Below are 17,374 nucleotides of genomic sequence, written 5' to 3' on the forward strand. Positions count from 1 at the left end.
TGAAAATCGCGGATAATGGGGGCTTTCTTTTCGACGAGCCCCTGGAAGGAAGCGCGATGGAATTTAGCACAAAAGCCCTAGATTGGGCCAAGGCCGGCCAAAATGGTTTCCTGGCGACCAAAACCGACTGCCTCGTGGTCGGTGTATTTGAAGGCCAGAACCTGGCCGGCGTGGCCAAGGCGCTGGATGTAGCCACCAAGGGGCTGGTGACGCGTCTGGTCAAGCAGGGCGACTTCGAAGGCAAGCGCGGGACGCACCTGATGTTGCACGAAGTCCCCGGTATCGGGGCAGCCCGCGTCCTGCTCGTGGGTTTAGGCAAGGAGCCCGACTTTCACGACAAGGCGTTCGCGGAAGCGGTGCGTACCGCGATTCGTGCGCTGTCCGGCACGCGCGCGGCGACCGCACTGTGGGCGCTGGCGCCGCAGAACCCGACCCAACGCGACGTGGCCTGGTCGGTGATTACCACCATCACGCTCGTGCGCGACGCCGGCTACCGCCTGCTGGAGCGCCATCCGGACCTCAAGCGCGCGCCGCGCGGTGCCAATGGCGCCGACCGCCCGTCGCTGCGCAAGATCGTGCTGGCCGTGGACACTGCCGACGCCAAGGCGGCCACCCAGGCCGTGGTGCGCGGTACCGCGATCGCCAATGGCATGGACCTCGCGCGCGATCTCGGCAACCTGCCGTCCAATATCTGCACGCCGACCTATCTGGCCGATGCCGCGCGCGGTATTGCCAAGCGCCACAAGCTCAAGGCCGAGATTCTTGGCCGCAAGCAGATCGAATCGCTCAAGATGGGCGCATTCCTGGCCGTGACCAAGGGCAGCGAGGAGCCGCCCCAGTTCATCGTGCTGCGCTACGACGGCGGCGGTGCCAAGCAGGCGCCGGTGGTACTCGTGGGCAAGGGCATCACGTTCGATACCGGCGGCATTTCGCTGAAGCCGGGCGAAGGCATGGATGAAATGAAGTACGACATGTGCGGCGCCGCGTCCGTGCTGGGCACCATCCAGGCCGTGGCCGAGATGGGCCTGCGCCTGAACGTGATTGCCGTGGTGCCGACCTGCGAGAACATGCCGAGTGGCGTGGCCACCAAGCCGGGCGACGTGGTGACCAGCATGTCCGGCCAGACCATCGAGATCCTGAACACCGACGCCGAAGGCCGCCTGATCCTGTGCGATGCGCTGACCTACGTCGAGCGTTTCAAGCCGGCCGCGGTGGTGGACGTCGCCACGCTGACGGGTGCGTGCATCATCGCGCTCGGGCACGTGAACAGCGGCCTGTACGCGCGCAACGACCTGCTGGCCGACCAGCTGCTCGACGCGGGCAAGAAGTCGATGGACACCGCCTGGCGCCTGCCGCTGGACGACGAGTATCAGGACCAGCTCAAGTCCAATTTCGCCGATATGGCGAACATTGGCGGCCGTCCGGCGGGCAGCGTGACGGCGGCGTGCTTCCTCGCGCGTTACACGGAGAAGTACGACTGGGCTCACCTGGACATCGCGGGTACCGCCTGGAAGAGCGGCGCGGCCAAGGGTGCCACGGGCCGTCCGGTGCCGCTGCTGGCGCGCTTCCTGATGGACCGCGCAGGCTGACGGGCGCGGGAGCGGAGCCAGAACGATGACGCGTATCGACTTCCACAGCAACGTGCCGGACACGCTTGGCTATGTCTGCCGGCTGGTTCGCAAGGCCTATGGCGCCGGGCAGAAGATGGTGGTGCATGGCTCGCCGCAACAGCTGTCGCAGCTGGACCAGCGGCTGTGGACGTTCTCCGCGCTCGACTTCCTGCCGCATTGCGGGCTCGACAGCCCGCAGGCGGCGGTGACGCCGATCGTGCTGGCGGCGACGCTCGAAGGGTTGCCGCACCACCAGATCCTGATCAACCTCGAGGCGGAAGCGCCGGCGGAGTTTGCGCGCTTCGAGCGCATGATCGAAGTGGTCGGCGCCTCGCCGGAAGCGCGCGACGCGGGTCGCGCGCGTTATCGTTTCTATCGCGAGCGTGGCTATCCGCTCTCGCATCACGACATCGGGCAGTCCGCCAAAGGAGAGTCGGCATGAGTGAGCGCCCCACCTCGACGACTTCGCGGGTGATTCCGCGGCTCGGGCCCAACGACAGCATTCCGCTGCTGACGGAGGTCATCGACCTGCCCGCGGGCCATGCGGAAGCGGCCCCGGCGGACGGCGTGATCGACACCGCCGACATGCCTGCCTCCGGCGTGATCACGCAGGTGGGTCACGTGGGCGACGGCAACGATCCAAGGGGCTTGCGGGATGATGTGGTCGAGCTGACGGAAGTGGTCGACCTCGACGACGACGGCAGTCCGCCGATTCTCGACGCTACACCGTATCTATCCGGCGAAGACGACCTGCGCGCGGTGCGCAGCGAGTTGCTGACGCGCGTGATGATGCGGTTCCGCACCGAATGGCCGCAGGTCGTGGAGGCGCATACCGAGGCGACGCTGCAATCGCGGCTGGCGCCGCTGACCGCTCAGCTGGCGGCCGAGCTGACGCAGGCGCTGGAAGCGCGCCTGGTCGAGTGGCTCGATGCCACGCTCGAGGAAATTGAACGTGACCCGGGCGGTATGTAAAAGCGAAGTTCCTCAGGCGCGTGCGGTATCGCGGTTCCCCGCGCGGCGGTACGCCCACACCATCATCACGATGCCACCGAGGATCATCGGCAGGCTCAGCCACTGGCCCATCGAGAAGTTCAGCGCCAGCAGACCCAGGAAGTTATCCGGTTCCCGCGTATATTCGGCGAGGAAGCGGAACGAACCGTAGCCCAGCAGGAACAGGCCCGACACCGCGGCTGTGGGACGCGGCTTGCGCGAGTAGAACCACAGGATGATGAACAACGCCACGCCTTCGCCGGCAAATTGATACAGCTGCGACGGATGGCGCGGAATGTTGTCGCCCGCCTGCGGGAAGATCATGCCCCACGGCAGATCGGTCGGGCGGCCCCACAGTTCACCATTGATGAAATTGCCGATGCGGCCGGCAGCCAGGCCGCACGGAATCAGCGGCGCGATGAAGTCGGTGACCTCGAACCAGCTGCGGTCGCGCAGGCGTGCAAACACCCAGACCGCGATCAGCACGCCCAGGAAGCCGCCATGGAACGCCATGCCGCCTTCCCACACCTTGAAGATCTCGAGCGGATGCGAGAGGTAGTAGGTCGGCTTGTAGAACAGCACGTAGCCAAGCCGCCCGCCGAGGATCACGCCGAGCACGCCGAAGAACAGCAGGTCGTCCAGATCGCGCGTGGTCCAGCCGCGCAGGAAATTATGCGGCTGGCGCACGCGCAGGCGGCCGAACCACAGGAACATGATGAAGCCGGCCAGGTACATGAGACCGTACCAGCGAATGGCCAGCGGTCCCAGGTGGATAGCGACCGGATCGAATTGCGGGTGAACGAGCATGGTTGGGAGAGAGTGAATAAATTTTATGCGCCGGAAGCCTGCATCATGCCCGCCTCGTGCGTCAGTGCCATGGCGCCCGCGATGTCGATAAACGACGTCAGCACCGGCGCCACGCCGGCCGCGCTGTCGCGCCAGATCAGCCCGGTCTCGATATCGGGACCCGCCTCGCGCAACGCGAGATACGAAACCCCGGTCCGCCGCAGGTTGCACAGCGACGCGGGCACGAGCGCCACGCCCATGCCAGCCGACACCAGACTGACGATGGTTTGCATCTGAATGGCTTCCTGCGCGACCGTGGGCGTCAGACCCTCGCGCGCATAGTAGCCCGTAATGATGTCATAAAACGCTGGCGCACTTCTCCGCGGAAAGACGATGAGCGGTTCGTGCGCGGCATCGCGCAGCGCAATCGCGGCTGGCATCGGCGTGCCCGGGGCATGGCCCACCGGTCGCCAGCCATCGGGCACCGCGAGCACAAGCGGCTCGCGCACGAGCGGCAGATACGAGAGCCCATGCGGCATCACGGGCATCTGCGGGCGGATCACGAGCCCCGCATCGATGGTGCCGTCGATCAGCGCGTCGAACTGCACGTCGCTGGTGGCTTCGCGCAGATGGAGCTGCACCTCGGGGTGGCGCGCGCGGAAATGCCGCAGCAGATCGGGCAGGATGCCGTAGTCCGCCGTGCTGACGAACGCGAGCGTGAGCGACCCGATCTCGCCGCGCGCGAAGCGTTGCGCGAGCGCCGGCAGCGCGCCCGCATCGGCCAGCACCCGCCGTACTTCGGGCAGCCATTGCTGCCCCGCGGGCGTCAGGACCACCGAGCGGCGCGTGCGCGCGAACAGCCGCACGCCGATTTCTTCCTCCAGCGCCTGGATCTGCTGGGACAGCGGCGGTTGCGTCATGGCGAGCCGCTGGGCGGCACGGCCGAAATGCAGCTCCTCCGCGACGGTGACGAAATAGCGCAGCTGACGCAGATCCAACGTGGGCTCCTGATATGTTTTTCGACTCAATAAAGGTCAAATAATATATTTGACACTCCAACATGCAAAGCGTCATGCTGTCGTTCACAACAAATGGCAGTCGCGCGGGCTTCGCGTGGCATGCCCGGAAACCCCCTGGAGATCCCCACCATGGCATTCAACAAGCGGTCCCGGCACATCACGCAGGGCGTTGCCCGCTCCCCCAATCGCTCGATGTACTACGCGCTCGGCTACGAGAAGGAAGACTTCGACAAGCCGATGATCGGTATCGCCAACGGGCATTCGACCATCACGCCGTGCAATTCGGGGCTGCAGCGTCTGGCCGACGCGGCCGTCGACGCGGTCCGGGAGGCCGGTGCCAATCCGCAGACCTTCGGCACACCGACGATCTCCGATGGCATGTCGATGGGCACCGAGGGCATGAAGTACTCGCTGATCTCGCGCGAGGTCATCGCCGATTGCATCGAGACCGCGGTGCAGGGTCAGTGGATGGACGGCGTGGTGGTGATCGGCGGCTGCGACAAGAACATGCCCGGCGGGATGATCGCGCTGGCCCGCACCAACGTGCCGGGCATCTACGTGTATGGCGGCACCATCAAGCCCGGCAACTGGAAGGGCAAGGACCTGACCATCGTGTCCGCGTTCGAGGCCGTCGGCGAATTCACGGCCGGCCGCATGAGTGAAGAGGACTTCGAGGGCGTAGAGCGCAATGCGTGCCCGAGCTCGGGCTCGTGCGGCGGCATGTACACGGCCAATACGATGAGCTCGTCGTTCGAAGCGCTCGGCATGTCGCTGATGTATTCGTCGACGATGGCCAATCCGGACGACGAGAAGGTGGTCAGCGCCGCCGAATCGGCACGCGTGCTGTACGAAGCGATCAAGAAGGACATCAAGCCGCGCGACATCATCACCCGCAAGTCGATCGAGAATGCGGTGTCGCTGATCATGGCGACCGGCGGGTCCACCAACGCGGTGCTGCACTATCTGGCGATCGCGCATTCGGCCGAGGTCGAATGGACCATCGACGATTTCGAGCGTATCCGTCGCCAGGTGCCGGTGATCTGCAACCTGAAGCCGTCGGGCCAGTACGTGGCCACCGATCTGCATCGCGCGGGCGGCATTCCGCAGGTGCTCAAGATCCTGCTGAACGCGGGCCTGCTGCATGGCGATTGCCTGACCATCACGGGCCGCACGCTCGCCGAGGAACTGGCGGACGTGCCTGACCAGCCGCGCGCGGATCAGGACGTGATCATGCCGATCGAGAAAGCCCTGTACAAGCAGGGCCACCTCGCGATTCTCAAGGGCAACCTCGCGGAAGAGGGCGCGGTGGCCAAGATCACGGGCCTGAAGAATCCGGTCATCACCGGACCCGCGCGCGTGTTTGACGACGAGCAGAGCGCGATGGACGCGATTCTTGCCGATCGCATCCAGGCCGGCGACGTGCTGGTGCTGCGCTATCTGGGTCCGAAGGGCGGCCCCGGCATGCCGGAGATGCTCGCCCCGACGTCCGCGATCATCGGCAAGGGGCTCGGCGAGTCGGTGGGCTTTATTACCGACGGCCGCTTCTCGGGCGGTACCTGGGGCATGGTGGTGGGTCACGTCGCGCCCGAGGCCTTTGTAGGGGGCACCATCGCGCTGGTGCGGGAAGGCGACTCGATCACGATCGATGCGCATCAACTCAAGCTGGAGCTGAACGTGGACGATGCCGAGCTGGCGCGGCGCCGTGCCGCGTGGACGCCGCCTGAGGCGCGCTATACGCGCGGGGTGCTGGCCAAGTTCTCCAAACTCGCCTCCACCGCGAGCAAGGGTGCCGTGACGGACTGACCCTGCGGCAGGGCGCGGAGGGACGAAAAGGGCTCGTAATATCGAGCCCTTTTTTTGTTTTTCGTAGAAATGCGATTTAGTTGGATGCTGACGTTGCACAGAATGGAGGCATCTCAATCATCCTGCTTTCTTCGCCTCATGTCGCGTGCCTTTTCCATCCTTCTGTCCAGGCGGCCACTTGCCGTGCTTGTCACGGTTCCCGCTTTAGTGGCGATGGCCGCAGGCGTGATCTCCACGAACGCGAACGCCGCCGCTACAGTACCGTTCTCGATTGGCGCCACGCTGGTGCCAGCGTCCTGCGACGTCCTGCTCTCGCAGGATACGCTCGATTTCGGCGAGATTCCCGCGTCCTCGCTGAGTGAAATCGCAGCGACGAAGCTACCGGCTCGCGACGTCACGGTGACCGTCTCGTGCAAGGGCGTGGCCGCCTCGGTGGGACTGGCGATGACGGACAACCGCCAGGGCAGCGAATCGCGCGACACCGGCAATCCCACGCTGTTTGGCGTCGGCATGTACAAAAACAAGGCAGTGGGAAATTTCTCGCTGGCCACCCGCAATGCGGTGGCTGACGGCGTCTCGGCCGATCCGATCGCGCGTGTCGGGGCCGGCGGCTGGAATCGCCTCAGCGGCGACCTGTCGGGGGCGTCGGACTTTCAGTTGTCGTGGGCGCAGAGGGGCACTACCGCACCGGGTACCTACATGACCATGCAGCAAACGTTCGCGGTGACGCTCGAAATTGCCGCGAAGAACAGCCTCCCCTCGCTGAGCGAGGGCGTGCCGATCGATGGCTCGATGACGTTCTCGGTCGTGTATCTGTAAGTCTCTATGGGAGGGTCAGCGTCCCCCGGCCCGAATCGCCTCGATCCGTTCGCGAGTGAGCGGATGCGTGGCGAAGAAATCCTCTCCCCCGTCGTCCTCCCTCGCGTCCTTCCCCGCGTCTTTCGCATCGCGTGCCGCGGTCTTGCCGCCGCGCCGCGCGTGCGCATCTTCCAGTTTCTGCAGAACATCCGCCAGTGCGGACGGGGGCAACCGATTCGCGCGCATCACGTCGATCGCAAACGCATCGGCTTCGCGCTCGTGCTCGCGTGAGTAGCGCATCGCCAGCATCGCGGCGGGAACCCCCGCCAGCACCGTCGAGAAGTCCCCAAGCACATAGGCCGAGGCAGCGCCGATGGCCGAGGCCTGAATGATCTGCTGCAGCCCATGCCGCTGGGCAACGTGCCCGGCCTCGTGGGCGAGCACGCCGATCATGCCGGTGCCAGTACCGATCAGTTTCACCAATTCATCAGTCACGACAATCGTGCCGCCGGGCAGCGCGAGCGCGTTGGGACCGAGACGTTGCCCCGCGCGAAACTGGATATCGTAGCGATGGCCGGGGTCCGCCGGCAGCGAGAGCGAGGCGAAGTTGTCGCGGATGGTTTTCTGCTCGGCGGCCGAAAGTTTGGTTGGCCCCACCAGCCTGGCATCGAGCGTATCCAGCGTCGCGCGGCCGAGCTGCGCCTCGAGCGTGGGCGGAATGGCGTCGGCAATCACGCGCGCGCCCCATGGCAGCACCACGTAATAACAGAACACACACACGGCAATCAGGCCCACTACCGCGATGCCGACTAGTCGCCAGCTGTTCTGCGCGCGCGACACCCATCCTTCGCGATGGCCGGTGGCGGCGAGCAGCGCTTCGAAGGCAGCGTGGTCGGCGATCTCGCAGTAGGCACCATCGGTGAACGTGACCAGTCGCGGCGCACGCCGCGTGCGTTCCGACACGCGTAGCGAGGACAACGGCGCACGCCGCAGTTCCTGCCCGTCCGCGTCACGCAACACCGCTTCACCGCCAGTCACATCGAGCATGACCGCGTGCGCGCGCGACGAGCGTCCGTCGAAGTACGAGGCGGCAACCATGGCAGTCATCGTTCAGAGCGCGATATCGATGTCGTACCAATCGGCGGCGGCATCGCCAAGCGCGTCGACCTGATCGATCTCCGCCGCGATGTAATGATCGAGCGGGCCGGCTGCGAGCAGCGTCATCGATTCCACGCAATAGCGCGTGGTGCGTACGCGCGCGAATGGCAGGAACAGGCCGAGCGTCAGCACGACGAAGATGACGTTGGTCAGCGTAATGAAGAACAGACGGCGGGTGCGCACCTCGCTGCGAAAGCGATGGGGCGCCAGCGCGGTACCGTTCCACACCACGTTCTGCAGACGCGCGCGATAGAGCGGCATCAACAGCGCGACGCTGAGAGCGGCGCCGGCCACGGCTGTGACCAGGATCAGAGCGGGCTTGCCAGTGGCCGTGCCGAGCAGGGCGCCCAGCGCCGCGCCTCCGCCTACCAGCAGTATGGAGATCAGCGAGATCGAGAGATAGACGCGAAAGAACGTGCTGACCGATGCGTCGAACGAGAACGGTGCGGTGCCGAAGCGGGCGTTGCCGTGCTGGAAGCGCTTGAGACGCTGATGCGAGAACGGCGTCAGCAATCCAAACGCAAACCACGCGAGCACTGGCCACAGCAGGAACACCTTGTAGCCTTCGGCGTCGCCGCCGCGAAACGCGAAGCGCAGCCCGCGATAGCTCGAATTGGCCATGCGGAAACGCAGCGACCGCACAAGGAGGTATGGCATGACGGCAGCCGCGATCAGCAGCACCACGATCGGAATGCCCACGCTGATCTCACCCGCAAACTGCAACGCGCCGAACAGCACCAGCACGATGATGCGGCCCTTGAGGATCGCCATCGGTTTCCCGTGGTAGTCGAAGCTCGCGTTATCGACGCGCGTATTGCGATAGAAGTACTGCAGCGTGCGAACCTTGGCCCACGCCGAATAGATGCCGAACGTGACCAGCGTCAGCAGCGTGTTGACGATCCAGATGCGGAAGTATTCCGATCCCGACCCCGTGAACGAGAACGGTAGCGTGCGTGGTGCCGACGATGTTGCCGACGGCTCTGATGCTGCGACCTGTCCCCCGCCCCCGTTGGCGTCGTTTTCCCATTGCATGTCCGACCTCTCCGTTTGTCTGCGTTGTTTCAGCGATGCAACCGATCTGGCCGGCGTCTTTGCGCGCCGGCGAACGCATTGTCGCACCGTGATTGCACCTCTACGTGGCAGAGGGGACACATTTCGATGGATGATGCACGCCGGCAACGTACCGTTGCGCGTTTTCATCGAAGCCCGGCCCGTAACGATCGAGAAACATTCTGTTACAGCCGTCGCAACTTGTAACAAGTTGGCGAGGTCGCCATCAATAAAATCAATGATTTAGATAAGGTGGCACGGTATTCGCTAAGAAGTCTGTTACAACAAAGCGGGAGAATCGGTGCTGGCAGTATCGGCACTTACCGGGGATGGCGTGGGATTGACGCCGGTCGTTCAACTCAATCCACACGTGGCCGGCGCGATGCCGGTTCGTGATGAGAGTCTCGCGGCTTTTTTTCAGGCGCGGGCGATTGTCGTCGGGGAGGACGACGGTCGTCCGCTGCACCTCCTGCATCGATCCCCTGGCTGTTCTGGTTTTCCCTCGTTCGGGTAGACACTGGCTTGTCACCACAATGCGGCCGCCCATAATTATGAATTATTGCGGCGTAGTCGATACTCCATCATGCCGCGTCCCATGGGTTGAGGCGGCATGCGAATCGTCCAGCAGGCGCTGTATCTCGAGGTTGCCGACCGGCTGCACGCGATGATCGACGATCATGCGCTGATGCCTGGCGCGTGGATCGACGAGGCGGTACTGGCCGCATCGCTGGGCATTTCGCGCACGCCATTGCGCGAAGCGTTGAAAGTGCTCGCGGCGGAAGGACTCGTGCGGCTCGAGCCGCGACGTGGCTGCTTCGTCAATGAACTGACCGAGCAGGACCTCGACGAGATCTTTCCGCTGATGGCGCTGCTCGAGGGCCGCTGCGCCTACGAGGCCGCACGCAATGTCACGCCGGACGATGTACGCGCGTTGGAGGCATTGCACGCCGAACTCGCGCGCCATGCGGCCGATGAGCAGATCGACGCGTATTACGAGACCAACTACCAGATTCACGAAGCGATCCAGCGACTGGCCGGCAATCGCTGGCTGTCGGGCGTGGTGAGCGATCTGCGCAAGGTGCTGCGGTTGTCGCGCCACAAGAGCCTGAAGCTCGACGGACGTGTGCACGAGTCGTGCGCCGAGCATCTGTCGGTGTTCTCGGCGCTCAAGGCGCACGATCCGGAGGGCGCCGAGGCGCTGATGAAAACGCACGTGCTGCGCCAGCGCGCGGCACTGCGCACACTCGATGGCGCGGAGCGCGCGGACTTGCATCACGCCGACACCGACCGCGCCGACGCTGACCACTCGAATGTTGTGCGCATGCAGGTTTCCTCGTCCACGCGGGACACGCCATGAACGCCCTCGACACCACCGAACAGAAGGTCAGCGCGCCGCTCGATAACGAGCGTGGCGCCGGTGATACGCTTCTCGCGCGTTTCGGCCGCTGGTGGGGCCGCAAGGGCGAGGCCGACGCCGATGCCACGGGCGAGGGCAAGGCGGTACACAAGGCCGAGGCCAGCGCGGCGCCAGTGTTGTCACCGCGCGTGCAGCGGCGGCAGCGCGAGCAATTGCGACAGTGCTTCGACGCACGGCTGACTGACGGCGCGGCCAACTCCGCCGCGCAGGCGTGGCGGCAGGAGTACGAGGCCGCCAACGAGCCCACGCGTCAGGCCATGCTCGGCGTGCTGGCCGAGGTGGCGGCACCTGCCAGCGAGACGGCCAAGGGTGACAAGGCGGACAAGGCTGCAACGAGCGCGCTGGCCAGCGGCGGTACCGGTGCAAGCGGCGCAAGCGGCGCGAGTCTGTCGCAGGCGCTGTCGAATGCGCGCATTCGATTCTTCAAGCGCCTCGCGGCACTGCACGGCCATCATGGCAATAGTGTGTGCGGACTCCACTTCCTGATTCATCTGCGTGCGGACATGCTGCGCTGGCACAAGCGCGTCTCCGGCTTGCGCGCGCTCGACGAGGACCTCGAGGCGCTGTTTTCGAACTGGTTCGACGTGGGCCTGCTCGAGTTGCAACCGATTACGTGGGATTCGCCGGCCTCGCTGCTGGAGAAACTGATCCGCTACGAAGCCGTGCACGAGATCGCGTCGTGGACCGATCTGCGCAACCGGCTCGATTCCGATCGCCGCTGCTACGCGTTCTTCCACCCGCGCATGCCGCGCGAGCCGTTGATCTTTGTCGAGGTGGCGTTCGTGCCCGACATGTCCGCCAACGTGCAGACGCTGCTCGACGAGGCCGCGCCGCTCGAGGATCTGCGGCGCGTCAAGTGGGCGATCTTTTATTCGATCTCGAACACGCAGCCCGGGCTGCGCGGCGTGAGCTTCGGCAACTTCCTGCTCAAGCGTGTGATCGAGGAATTGCAGCGCGAGTTTCCCAAGCTCAAGCAGTTTGCGACGCTCTCGCCGATTCCGGGATTTGCCGACTGGCTGCGCAAGCAACAGGGCGAGGCGGTTACGACGATGCTCGGCGAGAAGCGCGTGGCGCGCTGGAGCGAACGACATGGCGACGCACCTGCCGACGGTGCCGCGTGGCTCGCGGCGCTGACGCCCGACAGCCAGGATGCCGTGCTGCGCGAGTGCGCGCTCGCACTCGCCGCGCACTACCTCGTGCGCGAACAGAAAGACGGGCTCCCGGCCGATGCGGTCGCTCGCTTTCATCTAGGCAACGGTGCCTGCGTGGAGCGCCTGAACTGGGGCGCGGATCTGTCGCGCAAAGGCCGCACACAGTCGTGCGGCATGATGGTGAACTATCTTTACGTGCCTGACGCGCTGGATGACAATCTGGCACGCCTTGGCGCGGGGAATCCGCGCGTGAGCCGCGCGGTGGGCAAGCTGCTGTGATCGATTGACTTTCCGTTTGAGAGAGAGGGGACAGTGCAATGAATCTTCGCCAGTTCAGTTTTCAGTTGCTAGGGGTCACGGCCATGGTGGCGGGCGCGATGGCAATGAGCGCGGCGCCGGCATTTGCCGACACGTGGCCGAGCAAGCCAATCACGGTGATCGTGCCGTTCCCGGCGGGCGGCGGTACCGATGCGTTCGCCCGACCGCTGACCGCGCAGCTATCGAAGCAGCTCGGCAAGCAGTTCGTGATCGACAACCGCGGCGGTGCCGGCGGCACGGTCGGCGCGAGCATCGCGGCCAAGGCGGCACCCGATGGCTACACGGTGTTTATCGGCGGTGCGCACCACGCGATCGCGCCGTCGTTCTACCCGAAGCTCGATTACGACATCGAGAAGGACTTCATTCCCATCACCGTGATCGCGCAGCCGCCGCAGGTCGTGGTGGTCAATCCGAAGGTGCCGGCCAAGACGCTGCAGGAACTGATCGCCTATGCGAAGGCGAATCCGGGCAAGCTCAACTATGGTTCCGCGGGTAACGGGTCGTCGCACCATCTGGCCGGCGAACTGTTCAAGCTCGAAACCAAAACGTTCATCACGCATATCCCGTACAAGGGCGCGGGCCCGGCACTGTCGGACCTGATCGCGGGGCAGGTCGATATCGTCTTCGACGGTCTGGGCTCATCGGCGCAGCATATCCGCAGTAACCGCATCAATGCGCTCGCGGTAGCGGCCACCAAGCGTTCGCCTTCGTTCCCGAATGTGCCGACCGCGGCCGAGGTGGGTGTGAAGAACTTCGAGGTGTCCACGTGGTACGCGATGTGGGTGCCGAAGAACACGCCGAAGGAGGTGGTCGACAAGCTCTACGCCGAAACGCGCAAGGCGCTCGACTCTCCCGAGATGAAGGCGGTCTGGCTCAACAACGGTTCCGAGATTCCGAACTTCACGCCTGAGCAGTTCGGGCAGTTCCAGCACGCGGAGATCAAGCGCTGGGCGGAAGTGGTGCAGCGCTCGGGCGCCAAGATCGACTGATGAGCGGCACGGTTTCGGTTGCGCGCGACGGCGCGGTCGCCACGGTCACGCTTGCCCACGCGGGCAAGCTCAATGCGATTTCGGTGGCGATGTGGCAGTCGCTCGCGAGCGGCTTTGCCGCGTTGTCCGCCGACACTTCGCTGCGCTGCGTGGTGATACGCGGCGCCGACGGCAACTTTGCCGCGGGCGCCGATATCGCCGAGTTTCCGCAGGTACGGGGCGATGAGGACGCGTTACGTCGTTATCACGTGGAGACGATCGCGCCCGCGCTGGCGGCGATTGCCGGCTGCACGCATCCGACGCTGGCATTGATCGAGGGCGTCTGCGTAGGCGGTGGGCTCGAGATCGCGTGCAATTGCGATCTGCGCATCGCCGCGGACGACAGCCGCTTTGGCGTACCGATCAATCGGCTCGGCTTTCCGATGGCCCCCGGTGAACTGCGCGGGCTGCTGGCACTTGCGGGGCGCGCGGTGACACTCGAGATTCTGCTCGAGGGCCGCGTGTTCGGCGCCGCCGAGGCCGAACGAAAAGGTCTGCTCACGCGCGTGGTACCCCATGCCGCGCTCGAGGAAGAACTCCACGCCACGGTGACCCGGTTATGTGCGGGCGCACCGCTGGCCGCGCGCATCAACAAGACCACGATCGCGCGTCTGGCGCCTGCGCCGGAGCCGCTGTCCGAGGCTGAACTTGACGCGCATTTCGCGTACGGGCGCAGCCGCGATCATGCCGAAGGCGTGGCCGCGTTTCTCGCGCGCCGTCCGCCCGTTTTTACGGGGGAGTGAACACCGCGGAGTAAGATGTCGGCCGGCCACGCGCGCGGCCATGGCGAATCGTCGCTTTCCGGGTGTCCGCATAGGGTCCGCCTGCTTTCCGTTTTTACCGATCCACATTTCATGAACGCCAATCTGTTCGCCCTGTTCGAATCCCGCTTTCCGGCCGACCGCACGGCCTGCTGCATCGAGACCCACGACGAGCTCTATTACACGTGGGATGACCTCGACCGTGCCACGGCCAAGCTGGCCAATCTGCTGGTGGCGTTGAAGCTGCCCGCCGGCGCGCGCGTGGCCGTGCAGGTGGAGAAGTCCCCGGAGGCATTGTTCCTGTATCTGGCCACGCTGCGCGCGGGCTATGTGTACCTGCCGCTGAACACGGCCTATCAGGAAGCGGAGATCGACTACTTCGTCGGCAATGCCGAACCGTCGGTCGTCGTGTGCAGCAGCGCGAATTTCGGCTGGGTGTCGAAGGTGGCGTTCCGTCACGGCACCGCGCATGTGTTCACGCTCGACGACGATCGCTCGGGCTCGCTGCTGGCGCGCGCGGCATCACATCCGGACAAGTTCGAAACCGTGGCGAGTGCGGACGACGACCTCGCGGCGATCCTGTACACCTCGGGCACCACGGGTCGCAGCAAGGGCGCGATGCTTACGCACCGCAACCTCGCTTCCAATGCGTTGACGCTGCATGCGTACTGGGGCTGGCGCAGCGACGATGTGCTGCTGCATATGTTGCCGATCTTCCACGTGCATGGCCTGTTCGTGGCCTCGCATGGCGCGCTGTTGGCCGGCGCGAAGATGATCTGGGCGCCCAAACTCGACATGGCGCAGATTCTGAAATTCCTGCCGCGCTCGACCGTGATGATGGGCGTGCCCACGTACTACGTGCGCATGTTGCAGGAGCCACGCTTCGACGACGACACCTGCCGCCGTATGCGCCTGTTCGTATCCGGTTCGGCGCCGCTGCTGCTGGAGACGTTCGACGCGTTCCGCGAACGCACCGGGCATACGATTCTCGAGCGCTACGGCATGAGCGAGACCGTGATGCTGGTGTCCAATCCCTATGACGAAGCCGTCGGCGAGCGGATTGGCGGCACGGTTGGCACGCCGCTGCCGGGCGTCTCGGTGCGTGTGGTCGATGGCGAAGCCAACGCCTGCGCGGTGGGCGAGATCGGCAATATCGAGGTGAAGGGGCCGAACGTGTTCAAGGGCTACTGGCGCATGCCCGAGAAGACCGCCGAGGAATTCACGGCCGATGGCTGGTTCCGGACTGGCGACGTGGGCCGCTTTGGCGGTGAGATTGTGAGCCATGCCGGTGCGCGCAAGGTGCCGGACAACTACGTCACGATCGTGGGCCGCAGCAAGGACCTGATCATCTCGGGTGGCTACAACGTGTACCCGAAAGAGATCGAGAGCTTTATCGACGAGATGCCGGGCGTGGCGGAGTCCGCCGTGATCGGCGTGCCGCACCAGGAGTTTGGCGAGGCGGTGGTGGCGGTAGTGGTACGCAAGCCGGGCAGCGACTTCGATGAAGCGGCGTTTGGAGCTGCTGGGTTCGAAGCCAAGCTGATTGGTACGCTCAAGACGCGCATCGCCAACTTCAAGGTGCCCAAGCGCGTGCACGTGGTGAACGAGCTGCCGCGCAACACCATGGGCAAGGTCCAGAAGAACGTGCTGCGCCAGCAGTTCGGCGCGCTGTGAGGTGTGTTCCCCTCTCCGGGCGGAGAGGGGAAACTGATGCCTTGCTTACTTCAGCATCTGCACCGAGCCGTTCACGGACACGGTGACCTGCGCCTTGCCACCCTCGACCGGGACCGGCACGGCCGCATCGGCGGACATCGTCTTGGCTGCGTACATGCGCGGCATCGGCGGCATCACGCCACCGCTCTCATTCACCGAGACCTCACGAATCGTGTAGCTGCCGTAGCCGAACAGCTTTGCGGTGTGCTGCGCCTTGTCGCGGAACGAGGTCACGGCTTCTTCCGCGAGCTTGCTTTCAGCCGCCAGGCGTGCCTCGCGCGACAGCGAGAACGCGATGTTCTGCACCTGCATCTGATTGGCGAGATCGCCGGCGAGCTTCGACACCGCCGCGAAGTCGCGCGACTTCAGCACGACCTCCGAACGGCCACGCCACGTGGTGATGCGCCCATTGCGGTCGGTGGTCGGCTGGATCGTGAAGCCGCCCGATTGCGCTTCCACGCCCGATACGCGCTTGGCCTGCGCGAGCACGGCGGCGGTCTTCGACGACAATGCCGACGAGATCGCACCGGGCTCCGCGCCTTCCTGCTCGGCGGCCACCGTGACCTGCACGATATCGGTCGGCACTTCCGTCACGGCCTGGGCGTTCAGCGACAGCACGCCCGAGGGCGGCGGCACTGTTTGCGCGGAGGCACCCGTTGAGGCAAGCGCGGCGGTACCGAGCAGCGTGGCGGCAAGCATGTTCTTCATATTGTTCTCCCGTTCAAATGTGGTGGCATTCAGACGCACCGCCGCGCGCTTCGTTCCGTAGGACGGGACTCGAACGCGGGCGACAGTGTTTCCAGATGTATCACTTCATAAGTTTTTCTGTGATGAAGCGCCATTCGGCCGGTGTCACCGGCGTGATGGACAGACGATTGCCGCGGCGGAGCACGACCATGTCCGCGAGCGCATCGTACTCGCGCAGCGCGGGCAGGGCGATCAGCGGTGTCTTCCTGACGAACTTCACATCGACGAGCGACCAGCGTGGCGCTTCCTGCTTCGAGGCCTTGTCGTAGTAGTCGCTCTTGGGATCGAACTGGGTGGGGTCGGGGTAGGGGGCCGAACTGACTTCGGCCAGTCCCGCGATGCCGGGCTCGGGGCAACTCGAGTGATAGAACAACACGCCGTCGCCGAGGCGCATGACGTCGCGCATAAAGTTACGCGCCTGATAGTTGCGTACGCCGGTCCAGGGCAGCGTGCCCCTGGTGGCAAGATCGTCGATGCTGGCTTCATCGGGCTCGGACTTCATCAGCCAGTATTGGCGGGCGCGAGTGGTCACGGGATGGATGCAAAGAAGAACCCACAAAAGGAAAAAGGCAGTGGTTTGTATAAACCACCGCCTTTTAAGGGGTCCCCGCCTCGGCCGCTAGATCGGCATCCTGAACCCAAGTGAGGTTCAGAGTGGCTGCGGAAGTCGTATTTTGGGTACATCACCCACTCAGGGAGTCCAAGCCAGGCTCAGACTATGAATGCGATGACGCGCTCGCCCACACGACATGATCCCGCACCATGCTATGCATATCGGTTCAAGGAATTATGATCTTCACGAACCAGGCAGGGAAACTGTCAAACGTCTGACTCTCACGTACGGTTGGAGTACCGATGTCAGACGTTTGCCGTTTCTTCAAGGATGGGATGAGAACGGCGGCCGGGCGCGATAACCTGGCCATTTGCTGCTCTGTGCCTTTACGCGGAGACTTGCTTTGCGTGCCCGTCTTTACGTACCTACGGGCGGCGGTGAACAGTGGCTCCACTATACACCGCGCTTCGAG

General features: G+C 64.7%; 16 protein-coding genes and 1 other RNA gene. 10 read left to right on the forward strand and 7 right to left on the reverse strand.

Going from position 1 to position 17,374, the window contains the following annotated elements:
• Positions 1-56: 56 nt before the first annotated feature.
• The 3 genes from LDO41_RS21400 to LDO41_RS21410 are packed head-to-tail and all read left to right on the forward strand — an operon-like array spanning position 57 to position 2,582.
• Positions 57-1,589: a leucyl aminopeptidase gene (locus LDO41_RS21400; RefSeq protein ID WP_223991819.1), complete on the forward strand. Its 1,533-nt coding sequence runs from the start codon at positions 57-59 to the stop codon at positions 1,587-1,589.
• Between the two features lie 25 nt (positions 1,590-1,614).
• On the forward strand, positions 1,615-2,052 hold the full coding sequence (locus LDO41_RS21405; RefSeq protein ID WP_223991821.1) for a DNA polymerase III subunit chi: 438 nt from the start codon (positions 1,615-1,617) through the stop codon (positions 2,050-2,052).
• A complete protein-coding gene (locus LDO41_RS21410) occupies positions 2,049-2,582 on the forward strand; it encodes a hypothetical protein (RefSeq protein ID WP_223991823.1) in 534 nt (177 codons plus the stop codon). Before LDO41_RS21405 ends, LDO41_RS21410 begins: the two co-directional genes overlap by 4 nt.
• A 12-nt stretch (positions 2,583-2,594) precedes the next feature.
• Here the strand turns inward: LDO41_RS21410 and lgt are convergent, their stop codons facing one another.
• Both lgt and LDO41_RS21420 read right to left on the reverse strand, forming a co-directional pair.
• The gene (lgt, locus tag LDO41_RS21415; RefSeq protein WP_223991825.1) at positions 2,595-3,407 is read right to left on the reverse strand and encodes a prolipoprotein diacylglyceryl transferase; all 813 of its coding nucleotides are present in this window, start codon (positions 3,405-3,407) and stop codon (positions 2,595-2,597) included.
• 23 nt (positions 3,408-3,430) lie between these two features.
• Positions 3,431-4,384, reverse strand: a complete 954-nt coding sequence (locus LDO41_RS21420; protein ID WP_223991827.1) for a LysR family transcriptional regulator — start codon at positions 4,382-4,384, stop codon at positions 3,431-3,433.
• Positions 4,385-4,534: 150 nt separating this feature from the next.
• On the opposite strand from LDO41_RS21420, the gene ilvD reads away from it, so the two are divergent.
• Both ilvD and LDO41_RS21430 read left to right on the forward strand, forming a co-directional pair.
• On the forward strand, positions 4,535-6,208 hold the full coding sequence (gene ilvD / locus LDO41_RS21425) for a dihydroxy-acid dehydratase (protein ID WP_223991829.1): 1,674 nt from the start codon (positions 4,535-4,537) through the stop codon (positions 6,206-6,208).
• A 225-nt stretch (positions 6,209-6,433) separates the two neighbouring features.
• Positions 6,434-7,027, forward strand: coding sequence for a DUF1120 domain-containing protein (locus tag LDO41_RS21430; protein WP_223991831.1), 594 nt, complete (start codon positions 6,434-6,436; stop codon positions 7,025-7,027).
• 15 nt (positions 7,028-7,042) lie between these two features.
• Here LDO41_RS21430 and LDO41_RS21435 read toward each other — a convergent pair whose 3' ends face one another.
• Together LDO41_RS21435 and LDO41_RS21440 are read right to left on the reverse strand one after the other, a co-directional pair.
• A complete protein-coding gene (locus LDO41_RS21435) occupies positions 7,043-8,104 on the reverse strand; it encodes a M48 family metallopeptidase (protein ID WP_223992092.1) in 1,062 nt (353 codons plus the stop codon).
• A gap of 12 nt (positions 8,105-8,116) precedes the next feature.
• Positions 8,117-9,196, reverse strand: a complete 1,080-nt coding sequence (locus LDO41_RS21440; RefSeq protein ID WP_223991833.1) for a YjgN family protein — start codon at positions 9,194-9,196, stop codon at positions 8,117-8,119.
• A 628-nt stretch (positions 9,197-9,824) separates the two neighbouring features.
• Between LDO41_RS21440 and LDO41_RS21445 the strand changes: the two genes are divergently transcribed.
• From LDO41_RS21445 to LDO41_RS21465, 5 genes are all read left to right on the forward strand, one after another.
• A complete protein-coding gene (locus LDO41_RS21445; RefSeq protein ID WP_223991835.1) occupies positions 9,825-10,571 on the forward strand; it encodes a GntR family transcriptional regulator in 747 nt (248 codons plus the stop codon).
• The gene (locus LDO41_RS21450) at positions 10,568-12,061 is read left to right on the forward strand and encodes a malonyl-CoA decarboxylase domain-containing protein (protein WP_223991837.1); all 1,494 of its coding nucleotides are present in this window, start codon (positions 10,568-10,570) and stop codon (positions 12,059-12,061) included. Before LDO41_RS21445 ends, LDO41_RS21450 begins: the two co-directional genes overlap by 4 nt.
• A 38-nt stretch (positions 12,062-12,099) precedes the next feature.
• Entirely contained in the window at positions 12,100-13,089 is a 990-nt protein-coding gene (locus tag LDO41_RS21455; RefSeq protein ID WP_377741043.1) for a Bug family tripartite tricarboxylate transporter substrate binding protein, read from the forward strand.
• Entirely contained in the window at positions 13,089-13,871 is a 783-nt protein-coding gene (locus tag LDO41_RS21460; protein WP_223991839.1) for an enoyl-CoA hydratase/isomerase family protein, read from the forward strand. The genes LDO41_RS21455 and LDO41_RS21460 overlap by 1 nt, the downstream gene beginning before the upstream one ends.
• A gap of 111 nt (positions 13,872-13,982) precedes the next feature.
• On the forward strand, positions 13,983-15,563 hold the full coding sequence (locus tag LDO41_RS21465) for a malonate--CoA ligase (protein WP_223991841.1): 1,581 nt from the start codon (positions 13,983-13,985) through the stop codon (positions 15,561-15,563).
• A gap of 45 nt (positions 15,564-15,608) precedes the next feature.
• On the opposite strand, the gene LDO41_RS21470 is transcribed toward LDO41_RS21465, so the two are convergent.
• From LDO41_RS21470 to ssrS, 3 genes are all read right to left on the reverse strand, one after another.
• Complete coding sequence (locus LDO41_RS21470) at positions 15,609-16,310, reverse strand: SIMPL domain-containing protein (protein ID WP_223991843.1); 702 nt, start codon at positions 16,308-16,310, stop codon at positions 15,609-15,611.
• 100 nt (positions 16,311-16,410) lie between these two features.
• Positions 16,411-16,851, reverse strand: a complete 441-nt coding sequence (locus LDO41_RS21475; RefSeq protein WP_223992096.1) for an EVE domain-containing protein — start codon at positions 16,849-16,851, stop codon at positions 16,411-16,413.
• Positions 16,852-16,949: 98 nt separating this feature from the next.
• Positions 16,950-17,166, reverse strand: a non-coding RNA gene (gene ssrS / locus LDO41_RS21480) — 6S RNA.
• Between the last annotated feature and the right edge of the window lie 208 nt (positions 17,167-17,374).

It is taken from the genome of Cupriavidus pampae (assembly GCF_914271485.1).
Classification (GTDB): Bacteria; Pseudomonadota; Gammaproteobacteria; order Burkholderiales; family Burkholderiaceae; genus Cupriavidus; species Cupriavidus pampae.